Here is a 14353-nt window from a genome sequence, read left to right as displayed (position 1 = left end):
GCTCAACCCCGCTTCTGCTTGGCGCGCACGTCCAGCCAGACCGCGATCAGGATCACGAGGCCCTTGACGATGAGCTGGTAGAAATAGGGCACCGACAGCATGTTCATGCCGTTGTTCATCACCCCGATGATCAGCGCGCCGATCAGCGTGCCGACCATGGTGCCGACGCCGCCCGCCAGGCTGGTGCCGCCCAGCACCGCCGCGGCGATGGCGTCAAGCTCGTAGCTCATCCCGGCATTGGTCTGGGCCGAGTAGAGGCGCGAGGACAGCAGGATCCCCGACACCGCCGCCATGACGCCCGAGAGGGTGAAGATGGCGATCTTCAGCCGGTCCACCTTGATGCCGGAATAAAGCGCCGCCTCGCGGTTGCCGCCGGTCAGATAGGCGCGCCGGCCGAAGGTCGTGCGCGACAGCAGGACATGGTTGAACAGGAACAGCGCCACGACGATCCAGATGATGATCGGCAGGCCGAGCCAGCTGTCGCTGCCGATCGCCGTCCAGGCCGGGTCCGAGATCATCGCCGGCGCGCCGTTGGTCGGCAGGCTGACCAAGCCGCGATAGATGCCCATCGTCGCCACCGTGACGATGAACGACGGCAGCATCAGCCGGGCGGTCAGCACGCCGTTCACCAGCCCCATCGCCGCGCCGGCCAGAAGCGTGAACAGCAGCGCGGGGGCAAAGCCCCAGCCAAAGGCCAGCGCCTGCGCGCCCGCCATGCCCGCCACCGCGATGATCGAGCCGATGGACAGGTCGATCTCGCCCAGCAGGATGACCCAGGTCATGCCGAAGGCGGCGATGGCGACCACCGCCACCTGCTGCAGGATGTTCGTCAGGTTGGCGACCGTCATGAACCGCTCGTTCAGGACGGTGAAGATCACGCAAAGCAGGATAAGCGAGACGAGGATGCCCCCGTATTGATGCAAGGCGGCGCGCAGCTGCTCTCGCCCGGCGCTAAGGGTCGTGTCGGTTGTCTGGGTCATTGATGCGTTCCCGTTGCATGGGCCATGACAAGCTCGGGCGTCAGGTCGCGGCGGGCCAAGGTGGCCCTCAACTCCCCCTCGGCCATGATGGCGATGCGATCCGCCAGCCCAAGCACCTCGGGCAGTTCCGAGGAGACCAGCAGGATCGCGGTCCCCTCGGCGGCAAGTTCTCGGATGATGCGATAGATCTCGAATTTCGCGCCGACATCGACGCCGCGCGTCGGCTCGTCCAGGATCAGGACGCGCGGGCGGGTCAGCAGCCATTTCGCCAGCACGATCTTTTGCTGGTTGCCGCCGGACAGCTTGCCCGCAAGCGTTTCAAGCGAATTGGTGCGGACCCCAAGGCGCTGCACCTCTGCCCTGGCCGCGCGGCGTTCGCTGCCGAAGCGCAGGAAACCGCCCTTTCCCGCAAAGCCGTCCAGCGCCGCCATCGAGATGTTCGAGCGCACCGGGGCGCCCAGGGCCAGCCCTTCCTCCTTGCGGTTCTCGGTCACGAAGCCGATCCCGGCGGCGATGGCGTCTGCGGGATTGCGCAGCCTGGCTGGCTTGCCGTCGATGCGGATCTCGCCGCTCGCCTGGCGCATGCCGAACAGCGCATTCATCACGTCCGAGCGGCCCGAGCCGATCAGGCCGAAGAAGCCGAGGATCTCGCCCGGCCGGACCTCGAAGCCGACATCCCGGAACCGGCCCGCGCAGGACAGGCCCCGCACGGCAATCATCGGCGGCATATCCGCACCGGGCACGGGCGAAAGCCGCGGCGGATAGATCTCGTCCATCCTTCGGCCGACCATCAGCGCGATCAGCTCCTCGATGCAGGTTTCGTCGCGCGCGCGTGTCGCGACATAGGCGCCGTCGCGGATGACGGTGATGTCGTCGGACAGGCGCATGATCTCTTCCATGCGGTGCGAGATATAGATGATGGCCGTGCCCCGCGCCTTGAGCCGGTCGATGATACGGAACAGGATCTCGGCCTCGGAATCCGACAGCGACGAGGTCGGCTCGTCCAGGATCAGCACCTTGGCGGGCCGGCTGAGCCCCTTGGCGATCTCGACAAGCTGGCGCTGCGCGATGGACAGCCGCCCGACCTTTGCGGTGACGTCCACGGGCAGGCCAAGCTCGCGCACCAGCGCCCTGGCATTCGCCCGCAGCGTCCGGTCGTTGATGAAGCCGAAGCGCGCCGGTTCATGCGTCGCCATGATGTTCTCGGCGACGCTGAGGTTGTTGCACAGGCTGAGTTCCTGAAAGACGATCGCCAGCCCCTGGGCGGCGGCGTCCTTCGGGCTTTGCGGCGCATAGGCTCGGCCGTCGAGCATCATCTCGCCACCCGAAGGCGGATGCACGCCGACCAGGATCTTCATCAAGGTCGACTTGCCGGCACCGTTCTCGCCCAGGATGGTATGCACGCGGCCCGGCCGGACATCCAGCCGCATGGACTTCAGCGCCTCGACGGGGCCGAAGCTCTTCCTGATATCGCGCAAGGACAGCACGAATTCCGCTGGCTGGTTCATCCGTTCAACTCCCCCCGTGGTCACGCCGCAAGGCATCGCCGAAGCCCTGCGGCGCAGCGGTCACTTCCTGACGTAGACGCCTGGGACGATGGGCTGCTCGGCCGGCACGTCCTGGCCTTCGATCACCATCGCGGCGGTATCCACCGCGGTCTTGCCCATCTGGTCGGGGAACTGCTGGATGACACCGGCCATCACCGGGTTGGTGTCGACCGCGTTGCGGGCCTCTTCCATGCCGTCGAAGCCGATCACCTTGACCTGGTCCTGAAGGCCCGCCGACTTCACCGCGACGGCGGCGGCCAGCGCGGCATCGTCGCCGAAGCCGAAGATGCCCGAGATGTCGGGATTGGCCTGGAGCATGTTCTGCGCGACGGCCAGCGCCTCGGCCCGCGTGATGCCGGTCTGCTGGGCGACGATCTCGATTTCGGGATGGGCCTCCAACGCCTTCCTGAAGCCCTCGACCCGCGCGACGACCGATTGCACGGTCGGATAGTCGATGATCGCGACCTTGCCCTTGCCGCCCAGAACCTCGGCCATCAGCTCGCCGGCCTTGACCCCGCCGGTGTAGTTGTCCGTGCCGATATGCGACGTCACCTTGGCATCGGCGGCGGGCACGTCGACCGTGACGACCTTGATCCCCGCCGCATCCGCCTTGGCGATGGCAGCCATCACCCCCTGGCTGTCCACCGGCGAGATCACGATGACATCGACGCCCTTGACGATGAAATCCTCGACATCGGCCAGCTGCTTGTTCAGATCCTGGTTGGCGATGCTGATTTCCAGCGGCACGCCCCTGGCTTCCGCCTGGGCTTTCATCGCATCGGCAAGCTCGATGTAGAACGGATGCTGCTGGGTCAGCAGCGAGGCGCCGATGCCATCGGCATGGGCCGCCCCGCCCAGCCCGCAGGCAACAGTCGTCAACAGCGCCGAAAGCGCTTTCTTGAAGGTCATGGAGTCCTCCCAGGATCTCGATTTCGAGGAGATGGTGCCGGCAAGTCCCGGCCGTCCGCCGAAGCTCCTCCCCCTATGGCGGCTCAGGGGACGCTAGCTATATATTTTACGCGTGTCAAATTTAAAGTTTGTTCGCGAAGATATTTTGCGAGCGCATCAAACCTATCGAATTGATTTCAAATTGTAATAGCGCGAGGCAAGGCCGGATGCCTTCTGGAAGGGTTTCGACCCCAAAGACCACGCAGGCCGAACAGCGTAAGCAGCAGCCGGCGAATCGTGAAAGGAGACATGCCCTTGCCGGCCTCATCCGGGGGCCGGCAGGGATTGTACCGTTGCTTGAGACGGCGATGCCGGCACGGCTTCCAGAAACCTCGGCCCGAACGCCCGCGTCTCCGCATCGAATCAAAGGCCCGCGGCCAGCCACCGATGCCCCTTCCCCTCGGCGACCCTGTCCCCTGAAGCGGCCTCCCACCACCATCATTCCGCCAGGAAATAGATAAAAATATCCATGACAAACAACGACAAGACATCCGTCTGCGATGCCGGTCGCATTTTCTGCTCCTCCGACTCACGCTTTTATTGTAGACAATCTGCAATCAGGGATTCGGACAGCAGGACGGGAACCATGGCTGCGCAGTCGATAAGACGTGAAACGATGGGGGCCCAGCTGGTGGCCATGCTGCGGTCGGCGATCCTGTCCGGTGAATTCGCGCCCGGAGAGCCAGTCACCGAGACGGCGCTGGCGCTGCGTTTCGGCGTCAGCCGCGGGCCCATGCGCGAGGCGATGCGGCACCTCATCGACCAGGGCCTGCTCGTCACCGTCCCCTATACCGGCACGCGCGTGCTGGATCTGTCGACCGCCGACATCAACGACATCTATTCGATGCGGATCTGTCTGGAAATCTTTGCCTTCGAACAGGCCTGGGACCGGCGCGATGCGGCCTTCCGGGACGAGATGGCCGAACGCCACCGCAAGCTGCTGGAGGCGATCGATGCCCGCGACGATGTCCGGGCGATCGACGCCGAACTCGACCTGCACGGGCTGGCTTATGAATGGTGTGGCAACAAGCTGCTGCTCAGCAGCTGGGATGCGGTTCGCGGCCGGCTGCAACTTTACTGGGCGGCGCATCACCGCGCCCATGGCATCACCGGGCCGCTGCGCGAAAGCCATGACGACTATATTCGCCTCGCCTGCGGTGACAGCCTCGAGGCGATGAAGAACGAGATCCACAGCCACATGCGGCGCGGTCTCGACAAGACCAAGGCCTTCGTCGAGTCCCTCGACGAGCAAAGGCGGCAAACATCACCCAACGGGAGAACGAAATGAAACGACGGATGTTCCTGATCGCAGGGGCGGCTGCGTCCTGCCTGCCCTATGCGCGCGCCTTTGCGGCGGACAACGATACGCTTTCGCAGGTCAAGGCCAGCGGCAAGCTGCGCATCGGCGTGACCTCGGCCGAGCCCTGGTTCTTCAAGGATCCGATGACGGAGAAATGGACCGGCGTCGGCATCGCCATGGGCGAGCGCATGGCGCAGGAGCTGGGCGTCGAGATGGTCCCGGTGGAGACGAGCTGGGCCAATGCCGTCGCGGGGCTGCAAGCCAACCAGTTCGACATCATGTTCGTCCTCGACCCCACCGAAGAGCGTCGGAACGCCGTCGATTTCCCGGATCAGCCGCTGTTCTACTATGCCATGGGGGCACTCGTCCCCGAGGATTCCGCCGTCGCAAGCTGGGCCGACCTCGACACGCCGGAAACCAAGCTGGGCGTGACCCTGGGCACCTCGCTCGACCGCAACGTGACCGAGATGATGAAGAGTGCGGCGATCAACCGCTTCTCCTCGAATGACGAGGCGATCGCCGCCTTCGCCGCCGGCCGCGTGGACGCGGTGGTGCAGTTCCATCCGGCGCTTGTCGTGCAATATTCGCGGCTGAAGATGGGCAAGGTCGTGCTGCCCACGCCGGTCGATCCTGTCGCCACCTCGGCCGGGATGCGCAAGGCAAGCGACGACAGCTTCAGGACCTGGGTCGGGGAAACCTTTGCCAAACTCTATGAAGAAGGCGTGCCGGACCAGATCTTCAGCGCCTATCTGGAAAGCAAGAACATCGACCCGACCGGCATTCCGGGCCTCGTGAAAGAGAGCTGGTAGACCACCCCGGACGGCCCGCCGCCTGGTCCCGTGGCCGGGCGCGCCGGCCTTTTTCCCCCCAAGCGAAAGATGTCAGATGGACTATTCCTGGGACTTCGGCCCGGTCATTGCCCGTTTCGACATGCTTGCGATCGGTTTCCTGAATACGATCAAGATCGCGATCGTGTCGATCCTTCTGGGCGTCGTCGTCGGCCTGGTGCTGGTGCTGATGCGGCTTTCGCCGCGCAAATGGCTTTCCTGGCCCGCGGCGATCTTCATCGAGTTCTACCGCAATACGCCGCCGATCGTGCATTTCTTCTGGTTCTTCTATGCGCTGCCGGTGCTTCTGTCCGTCAGCCTCGATCCCTATGTCGCGGCCGTCCTGGCGCTTTCGACGCAGTCCGGCGCCTTCTATGCCGAGGTGTTCCGGGGCGGCATCGTCTCGATCGAGCGCGGCCAGTGGGAGGGCGCCCGCGCGCTTGGCATGACCCATGCCGCGCTGATGCGGCGCATAATCGTGCCGCAGGCGATTTCGCGCATGGTCCCGCCCTTCATCGAGCGCAGCTTCGAATTGCTGAAGACCACGGCGCTGGCCTCGACCCTCGCCTATGCGGACCTGCTCTATCAGGCGATGATGGTGAATGCCGAAACCTTCCGGCCCCTCGAGGTCTATACGACCATCGCGCTGATGTATCTGGTCCTGCTGGTCACCGCCAGCCAGCTCGCGCGCCTCGCCGAGGCCCGGCTGACCGCCTATCAGTAAGAGGCCGATGATGAATTATTCCCCCGATTTCAGCGTCGTCCTGGACAACTGGCCCGTGCTTGCTCGCGGGCTTTGGGTGACGATCCAGATCTGGCTGCCCTCGATCGCGCTGGGGCTGATCGGCGGCTTCCTGATCTCGCAGGCCCGGCTGTCGTCGCGCCGCTGGCTCTCGATCCCGAGCCTGGTCTATGTCGAGCTGTTCCGCGACACGCCGGTGCTGATCCAGCTGATCTGGTTCTTCTACGCCTTCCCGATCCTGATCGGCGTGCAGCTGACCCCCTTCACGGCGGCCCTGCTGGGGCTGACGCTGAACACGACGGCCTATTCGGCCGAGATCTTCCGGGGCGGCATCAAGTCGATCCATCGCGGCCAGATGGAGGGGGCCAAGGCCATCGGCATGACCCATGCCCAGGCGATGCGGCGGGTGATCCTGCCCCAGGTGGTCAAGAGGATGCTTCCCGCCTTCACCAACCGGATGATCGAGGTCGCCAAGATGTCCTCGCTCGCCTCGGTCATCTCGGTCCACGAGCTGATGTATCAGGGCCGGCTTCTGTCCTCGACCTATTACCGCCCGTTCGAGATCCTGACGGCGGTGGCCTTCATCTATTTCGTGCTGATCTATCCCGGCACCTTCCTGGCAGGGCGTCTGGAAAAGCGCCTCGCGCGGTCGTCCTGAGCAAAGGAAAGGATACCCCATGCAAAAGCCAATTCTCGAGATCAAGGGCCTGCACAAGCGGTTCGGCGACCACCACGTCCTCAGGGGCATCGACTTTTCCGTCGCAGCGGGAGAGCGCATCGCGATCATCGGCGGATCGGGCTCGGGCAAGTCCACCTTCCTGCGCTGCATGAACTTCATGGAAACGCTGAGCGAGGGCGAAATCTGGCTGGACGGCAAGCGCATCGGCACCGAAAGGAACGGCCAGGTCACCTACCCGGAACGCCAGCTGTGCGCGGTGCGCGAACGCGTGGGGATGGTGTTCCAGCAGTTCAACCTTTTCCCGCATATGACCGTGCTTCAGAACGTCATGGAGGGGCTTGTCACCGTCAAGGGCATGGCGAGGGAGCAGGCACGGGAAATCGCCCTGCAGGAACTCGACAAGGTCGGCCTGTCGGAAAAGGTCGATGCCTGGCCCGGCCGCCTTTCCGGCGGCCAGCAGCAGCGCGTGGCCATTGCCCGCGCCCTGTCGATGAAACCCGAGATCCTGCTTTTCGACGAGCCGACATCCTCGCTCGACCCGGAACTGGTGGGCGAGGTCCTGCGGGTGATCAATCACCTTGCCGAGGAAGGCCGCACCATGCTTCTGGTCACGCATGAGCTTGGATTCGCCTATCATTTCGCGACCAAGGTCATCTTCCTGGCGGACGGCGTGTTCCACGAGGTCGGCACGCCGGACGAGGTTCTGAAAAACCCGCGGCAAGCCCGCACGCAGGAATTCCTGCGCCGTTTCGGCGAATTCGCCTTCTGAGCTTCCACATATCAAAGGACACTGAAATGACTCCGCAGAGCAGCGCTTCGTCGCAAAGCTATGTCAAGGATCCGCGCAACGAATCCGTCGAGATCTATGTCAACGGCCAGTTCTACAAGCGCGACGAGGCGAAGGTGTCGATCTTCGATGCGGGCTTCGTCCTAGGCGACGGCGTGTGGGAAGGTCTTCGCCTGGTCAACGGCAAGCTTCTGGCCATCAACGAGCATATGGACCGCATCTTCGAAGGCGCGCGTTCGATCCAGCTGGACATCGGCCTTTCCAAGCAGGGCCTGGTCGAGGAGGTCTGGAAATGCCTGCGCCACAACGGGATGGAGGACGGCGTCCATATCCGGCTGATGATCTCGCGCGGGCTGAAGTCGACGCCGAACCAGGATCCGCGCTTCGTCGTCGCCGGCGCGACCATCGTGATCGTCGCCGAATACAAGCAGCCGAACCCCGAACTGAAGAAGAAGGGGCTGAAGCTGATGACCTCCACCATCCGCTGCTCGACGCCGGACGTGTTCGACCTGCGGCTGAACTCGCACAGCCGCCTGAATTTCATCCAGGCCCTCATCCAGGCGATCAACATGGGCGCGGACGAGGCGCTGATGCTCGACGACCGGGGTTTCGTGGCCTCCTGCAACTCGACCAATTTCTTCATCTTCCGGGGCGACGAGCTTTGGACCTCGGAAGGGCTGACCTGCTTCAACGGCATCACCCGGAAAAAGGCGATCCATATCTGGCGCGAAGCGGGCTTCACCGTGCGCGAAAAGCCTTTCACCCTGGCCGAGGTCTATTCCGCGGACGAGGCCTTCGTCACCGGCACGCTCGGGGGGATCACCCCGGTCGCGATGATCGACGGCCGCCCCATCGGGGACGGGAAGCCCGGCGCCCGCACCGCCCGGATCAACCAACTCTACCAAGAGTATATTTCGCAGTAAGCCGGTGGCAAAGCGAACCGGATTCAATCGCAGGCGCCATCGGTTGCGGCGCCTGCTCGCCCCCTTCCGCCTGCGCGCGCTGGTCCGCCGCAGCGAGATCGCCTATACGGTGATCGCGGCCGTGATCGGGATCGTCGCCGGCGGCGCGGTGGTCCTGATGCAGGAAGCCGTGACCTTCATGGCCGTCCTGATCTTCGATTCCGCCGGCGAGGTCAGCGGCGCGGAAAGCGTGAACCCTTTGCGCGCCCTATCCGGCCCGCTGGCCGGCGGTATCCTGCTCGGCGCGTCCTATCTGATCGGCCAGCGCTGGTTCCGGCGCGTCGCCGACCCGATCGAGGCCAATGCCGTGACCGGCGGCAAGATCGCCGTGCCCGGCAGCCTGTTCATTTCCGGGCAGACCATGGTTTCCAGCGGGTTCGGCGCCTCGGTCGGGATGGAGGCGGCCTATACCCAAGCCGCTTCGGCCCTCGCCTCATGGGGCGGCCAAAAGCTTCGCCTGCGCCGGGAAGACCTGCGCCAGCTGGTCGCCGCCGGTGCCGGGGGCGCGATTGCCGCCGCCTTCGACGCGCCGCTGACCGGGGCGTTCTATGCCTTCGAGCTTGTCCTGGCCTCCTATACGGTCGCCGCGCTTCTGCCCGTCCTTGCCGCCGCGATTTCCGCGACGGCCGTCACCCGCCTCGTCGGCGGGCATCACGGGCTGGACCTTTATTTCGCCGGCCAGATCCCGGCACCGTCCTTCATCCCCATCGCCGTGCTTGCCGTCATCTCTGCCGTGGTCGGCATCCTGATCATGCGCGCCGTTTCTGCGACCGAGAACACGTTCCGCAAAAGCGTCCTGCCGGGATGGAGCCAGCCGGTTGTCGGCGGGCTTTGCGTCGGCCTGCTGGCATTGGCGACGCCGCGCGTGCTGTCCTCCGGCCATGGCGCGATGGACGTGGTGTTCGGCAGCAACCTGACGCTGGGTGCCCTTGTCCTGCTTTTCGTGCTGAAGGCGCTCGCCTCGGTCATCTCCATCGGGTCGGGCTTCCGGGGCGGGCTGTTCTTTGCGTCGCTTCTGCTCGGGGCCATCCTGGGCAAGATCCTCGGCATCGCCTGGCTGATGGCATTCGGGCTGGAATTGCCCATCGTCGTCTTTGCCGTGGTCGGCATGTGCGCCCTGGCGACGGCGGTGATCGGCGCCCCCCTGGCGATGTGCTTCCTTGCCCTCGAGACGACCAAGAGCCTGCCGCTGGCGCTTGCGGTGCTGTTTGCCGCGCTGATCGCCACGGCAATCGTGCGGCAGTTCTTCGGCTTCAGCTTTTCCACCTGGCGTTTCCATATCCGGGGGGAAACGATCCGGTCGGCCGCGGACATCGGCTGGGTGCGCGAACTCAGCGTCGGAAAGATGATGCGTCGCGTCGCGTCCGAGGCACCGGCATCGATGAAGCTGGCAGAGGCCCGGCGCCGGTTTCCGCCGGGCTCGACCAAGGCGGTGCCGATGGTGGACCACGCCGGCCGCTATGCCGGGCTGTGCATCACCAGCGAACTTTATGGCGAAGGGCTGGACCCGCAGATGCCGCTTGCCTCCATCGCCCACCAGACATCGGCATGGTTGCGGCCCGACCAGACGGTGCGCGAGGCGATCTTGGCATTCGGCCGCCACGAGGCCGATACGCTCGCGGTATTGGACGCGGACCACCGGGTTCTCGGCACGCTGAACGAGCAATATTGCCTGCGGCGCTATTCGAACGAGGTCAACCGCCGGCTTTATCCCCAGCGCGGCTAGAAAGGATCAGGACATGAGACGGTTTCTGTTTGTCGGCTGCGGCAACATGGGTGGCGCGATCGCCTCTGCCGCGATGCGGGCGATCCCCCATGCGAGGATCACCGTCGTCGACCCCTCGCCCGAGCGGGCAAAGGCGCTTCTGCCCGCCGGCATGGCGGTCGAGACCCACCCGGACTTCGCAAAGCTCGGGGAGGCCAGGTTCGATCTCGGCATCCTCTGCGTGAAACCGCAGCAATTTGCCGAGCTCTCCCCCTTGGCGATTTCGGTGATCCGCTCCGGCGCCATCGCCTCGATCATGGCGGGCGTCACGTTGGACGCGCTTGCAGCACGGCTCGGCAGCGAAAGGATCGCGCGGACCATGCCGAACCTGCCCGCCCTTGTCGGGCAGGCGATGACCGTCGGAGTTGCCGCGGATGGGCTGACCCAGGCCGACCGGCGCATGGTCGCGACGCTGTTCGAGGCCGTCGGCCAGTTCCGCTGGCTTTCGGACGAAACCCTGATCGATGCGGCAACCGCGGTCGCGGGCAGCGGGCCGGGCTACATATTCGCCTTTGCGCAATACATGATGGAAGCGGCCGTGGCGTCGGGCATGGATGCCGCGCTTGCCGACCTGCTGGTGCGCCAAACCTTCCGCGGCGCCGCCGAACTCATGCATGCCGATCCCCGGACGGCGGAAGAGCTGAAGAAAGCCGTGACCAGCAAGGCGGGCACGACCGAGGCCGGTCTGGCCGTCTTCGAAGCAGAAGGCGCGTTGCCGGAACTTTGCCTGAAAGCCGTCGCCGCCGCCGCGCAGCGGGCGCGAGAGCTTTCCCGAACCGCCGCGCCGGAAAGCCCCCGGCAATAGCCGCTCCCGGCAGGACGGGGCTCCGGTAAGCAGCCGCCGGCAAGCGGCCTTCGCCTTGCCGGTTTCCACCATCTCCACCGCCCTTCCCGTCCACCCGCGCGGACCGGGCCGGCGCCTGCAGGCCGGTGCCGGCAGAAGGCCAGCGCGAAGGGAGTCAGCGGAAGGCTGAGCCTTCCCGACCGGGCGGCGCCTTGCAGCGCGGTATCGCCGAACGGATCGGCGACGGCCCGGCAAGGTCAGAACCGCCCGCGCAGCGTCAGCGTGGCGTTCCTCGGCTCGCCATACCCGTTGCCGCCGGTGGGCGGGCCCAGCACCGAATTATAGTACTGGTCGAAGACATCGTTGACGTTCAGCGCCATCTGCCACGGATCGTCGATCCGGCAGCTGACATGCGCGTCCCCAACCGCATGGCCGCCCTGCCGGATCCGGTAGTCCTGGCTCGCTCCGCCGATCCGCGCGGTCCCCGAGGTGCCATGGCGGCCTTTCACCGTCACGCCGGTCCATCGGGAGTATACGCCCGGCAGGGTGTAGTCCGTCCACAGCTTCAGCATGTGCCGCGGGGTCAGGGCGTGATAAACCGCGCCATGCCTTACGTTCTTGTCGTGGTTGTAGGCATTGCCCAACCTTATGACTAAGACAACCGGGCGGGCGATTCACTCGGTCGATTGCCGAAAAAAGTTCAGACGCTGGAGATGACCGCCAACAGACCCGAGACCCGGCGCAACCGGCCGCCGGTCGGGCGGACGGCGGCGTCCAGCGCGCGCTCGGGGTCGGAGATGTCGAAAAGGCCGCGGATCCGCGTGCGACCGAGGGCGGCATCCGCGACGATCACGCGGCCGGGCAACCAACGCGCGATCCGCGCGACAAGGCTTCCCAGCGGCTCGGCTTTGGCCACGACGATCCCCTTCGCCCCTGTTTGTGGGCCGTGTCACTCACCCGCTGCCTTGGCAACCGCTTCGGGTCGCTCGGTGATCCGGCGGGCCTGCCAAGAAAACCTGGACGCATGACAAGCCACAAGATCCGCGTCCGGGGCGCGGGCCTATCCATCCGTGGAACAGATCCTTGACGCCTCGACCGCCTCGACGACATAGCTGGCGATCATCAGGTCCAGATGCGCGCCGCCGCCGTTCTTGAACAGCGTGACCTGGTCATCGGACCGGCGGCTGGACCCGTCCGCCGCCACCAGATCGTAGAGGTCGCCTTGCACATGGCCGCGGCTGATGGCGCCCGAGAGGATCGGCTGCATGATCTCGCCGATCCGGTCCACGACCGTGTCGACGAAATCCACATAGACCAGGGCCGAGGCGATCAGGGCGTCGTCGGCCTCGCGCATTTCGGGGGTGAAGGCGCCGATCAGGTCGACATGCGTGCCCGGCCGCACCCATTCGCCCAGCAGGACCGGCTGCCGCGCCATGGTAGCGGCCGAGACGATGTCGGCCTGGCCCACGGCCTCGGGCAGGTTCTCGACGGCCGCGACCTTGGCCCGCAGATCGCCCAGCGTCGCGGCCAGCGCCTGGGCCTGCTCGGTCCGCCGCGACCAGATCGAGATCCGCTCGATGCCGGGAAAGGCCGCGTCATAGCCGCGCGCCAGCGTCGCCGCCACCGCACCGGCACCGACGATCAGCAGATGCCGGCTGTCCGGGCGCGCCAGGCATTGCGCGCCCAGCAGGCTGTCGGCCACGGTCTTCACCTGCGTGACCAGCTGGCTGTCGATCACGGCGCGCACGGCGCCGCAATCGGGATCGTAGAGCAGCACCGCGCCATGCACCGTGGGCAGGCCCTTGGCGGCATTGCCTGGAAAGATGCTGTCGCCCTTGATCGCGAAGCCGAGGCCTTCGATCCGGGCGGCCCGGTTCAGCAGCCTGGCATCGCCCGAACCCAGCAGCAAGTCGCCCTGCTCGGGCCGCGGCAGCCGGTGGCCACGGCGCAGGGCGTCTATCGCACCCGGCCAGCTCAGCGCATGGACGCTTGCCTCATAGGTCAGCACGGCTGGAAGCATGGTCTTTCCTTCCCGAAAAGCTGGCGACCGGGGCGCCGAAACAGTCGATGGTGATGGCGGGGCCGGCCGGCCGGCACGGATTGCGCTGACGCAACTGATAACGGGCAACATGCTCGTTCGTCCAGTCGCTGAAGCAGGAAGCATATGCCTGGGCCCGGGCGAGCGGCGATATGCGACGCCGCCGCCCCGAAGTTCCCGATTCTGGGCAAGCCTCTTTCGATGCACCAGGATCCCTGAAAAGCTTTTCACCCAGCCACCTCAAGCCGCCCGTCCCCAAGCAGCGGGTGGCTTGGGAGAGCGCTAGCCCAGGCTCTCGTCTTGCTGGTTGAGGTCGATCCAGATTGTCTTGAGCTGGGTGTACTGGTCATGGGCGTGGACGCTGTTGTCGCGGCCGCCGAAGCCCGATTGCTTGTAGCCGCCGAAGGGGGTGGTCACGTCGCCCTCGCCGAAGCTGTTCACCGTCACCGTGCCCGCCCGCAAGGCCCGCGCCCCGCGCAAGGCCCGCTTGCCGTTGGCCGAGAAGATCGAGGCCGCAAGCCCGTAGTCGGTGTCGTTGGCAACCGCGATCGCCTCCTCGAAACTGTCCACCACGATCACCGTCAGGATCGGGCCGAAGATCTCCTCCACCGCCAGCCGGGAATCGCGCGCGGTCTCGACGATGGTCGGCTCGATGAAGCCGGGGCTGACGACATTGCCGCCGACCAGCACGGTTTCCGATTTCGCCGCATCCAGATAGCTGCTGACCTTGTCGAAATGCGCCTTCGAGACAAGCGGACCCACGCGGTTCGCCGGATCCAGCGGATCGCCGACCAGCCAGGTCGCGGCCTCGGCCCGGACCTTCTCCAGCAGCCGGTCCCTGATGCCGCGCTGCACGATCAGCCGCGAGGCGGCCGAGCAGTTCTGCCCCATGTTCCAGAACGCGCCGTTCACCACATGCGCCGCCACCGCGTCCAGGTCCTCGGCATCGTCCAGCACGATGCAGGGGTTCTTGCCGCCCAGCTCCAGCACCACC

Annotated in this window: 15 protein-coding genes; 8 read left to right on the top strand and 7 right to left on the bottom strand. The window is 65.6% G+C overall.

What is annotated here, in order from left to right:
• Window positions 1-2: 2 nt before the first annotated feature.
• Genes IT40_RS12630 through IT40_RS12620 form a run of 3 tightly spaced genes read right to left on the bottom strand, consistent with a single transcriptional unit; the run spans window position 3 to window position 3436 of the window.
• A complete protein-coding gene (locus IT40_RS12630; protein WP_036755508.1) occupies window positions 3-980 on the bottom strand; it encodes an ABC transporter permease in 978 nt (325 codons plus the stop codon).
• The gene (locus IT40_RS12625; RefSeq protein ID WP_036755505.1) at window positions 977-2488 is read right to left on the bottom strand and encodes a sugar ABC transporter ATP-binding protein; all 1512 of its coding nucleotides are present in this window, start codon (window positions 2486-2488) and stop codon (window positions 977-979) included. The genes IT40_RS12630 and IT40_RS12625 overlap by 4 nt, the downstream gene beginning before the upstream one ends.
• Before the next feature lie 60 nt (window positions 2489-2548).
• Entirely contained in the window at window positions 2549-3436 is an 888-nt protein-coding gene (locus IT40_RS12620) for a substrate-binding domain-containing protein (protein WP_036755501.1), read from the bottom strand.
• Window positions 3437-3944: 508 nt separating this feature from the next.
• On the opposite strand from IT40_RS12620, the gene IT40_RS12615 reads away from it, so the two are divergent.
• The 8 genes from IT40_RS12615 (at window position 3945) to proC (ending at window position 11342) form a co-directional block, all read left to right on the top strand.
• Window positions 3945-4763, top strand: coding sequence for a GntR family transcriptional regulator (locus IT40_RS12615; RefSeq protein ID WP_243700254.1), 819 nt, complete (start codon window positions 3945-3947; stop codon window positions 4761-4763).
• Window positions 4760-5584 carry a transporter substrate-binding domain-containing protein gene (locus IT40_RS12610; RefSeq protein WP_036755498.1) on the top strand — a complete coding sequence of 275 codons (825 nt, stop codon included), beginning with the start codon at window positions 4760-4762 and terminating at the stop codon, window positions 5582-5584. Before IT40_RS12615 ends, IT40_RS12610 begins: the two co-directional genes overlap by 4 nt.
• Before the next feature lie 76 nt (window positions 5585-5660).
• Complete coding sequence (locus IT40_RS12605) at window positions 5661-6326, top strand: amino acid ABC transporter permease (RefSeq protein ID WP_024844348.1); 666 nt, start codon at window positions 5661-5663, stop codon at window positions 6324-6326.
• Window positions 6327-6333: 7 nt separating this feature from the next.
• On the top strand, window positions 6334-7002 hold the full coding sequence (locus tag IT40_RS12600; RefSeq protein ID WP_231486716.1) for an amino acid ABC transporter permease: 669 nt from the start codon (window positions 6334-6336) through the stop codon (window positions 7000-7002).
• 19 nt (window positions 7003-7021) lie between these two features.
• Complete coding sequence (locus IT40_RS12595) at window positions 7022-7792, top strand: amino acid ABC transporter ATP-binding protein (protein ID WP_036755495.1); 771 nt, start codon at window positions 7022-7024, stop codon at window positions 7790-7792.
• Window positions 7793-7818: 26 nt separating this feature from the next.
• A complete protein-coding gene (locus IT40_RS12590) occupies window positions 7819-8733 on the top strand; it encodes an aminotransferase class IV (protein ID WP_036755492.1) in 915 nt (304 codons plus the stop codon).
• Window positions 8734-8776: 43 nt separating this feature from the next.
• Entirely contained in the window at window positions 8777-10498 is a 1722-nt protein-coding gene (locus IT40_RS12585; RefSeq protein WP_208021380.1) for a chloride channel protein, read from the top strand.
• A gap of 13 nt (window positions 10499-10511) precedes the next feature.
• On the top strand, window positions 10512-11342 hold the full coding sequence (gene proC, locus IT40_RS12580) for a pyrroline-5-carboxylate reductase (protein ID WP_036755486.1): 831 nt from the start codon (window positions 10512-10514) through the stop codon (window positions 11340-11342).
• A 236-nt stretch (window positions 11343-11578) separates the two neighbouring features.
• Here proC and IT40_RS12575 read toward each other — a convergent pair whose 3' ends face one another.
• From IT40_RS12575 to IT40_RS12560, 4 genes are all read right to left on the bottom strand, one after another.
• Window positions 11579-11965, bottom strand: a complete 387-nt coding sequence (locus IT40_RS12575) for a TonB-dependent receptor (RefSeq protein WP_036755481.1) — start codon at window positions 11963-11965, stop codon at window positions 11579-11581.
• A 56-nt stretch (window positions 11966-12021) separates the two neighbouring features.
• Window positions 12022-12237, bottom strand: a complete 216-nt coding sequence (locus IT40_RS12570) for a hypothetical protein (RefSeq protein ID WP_036755476.1) — start codon at window positions 12235-12237, stop codon at window positions 12022-12024.
• Window positions 12238-12381: 144 nt separating this feature from the next.
• A complete protein-coding gene (locus tag IT40_RS12565) occupies window positions 12382-13341 on the bottom strand; it encodes an ornithine cyclodeaminase family protein (RefSeq protein ID WP_036755471.1) in 960 nt (319 codons plus the stop codon).
• 300 nt (window positions 13342-13641) lie between these two features.
• Window positions 13642-14353, bottom strand: a 712-nt coding sequence (locus tag IT40_RS12560) for an aldehyde dehydrogenase family protein (RefSeq protein ID WP_036755465.1), incomplete at its 5' end; no start/stop codon positions are given.

The organism is Paracoccus versutus (assembly GCF_000763885.1).
In the GTDB taxonomy this organism is placed as follows: domain Bacteria; phylum Pseudomonadota; class Alphaproteobacteria; order Rhodobacterales; family Rhodobacteraceae; genus Paracoccus; species Paracoccus versutus.
This window is presented reverse-complemented; position numbering and strand designations above follow the sequence as displayed.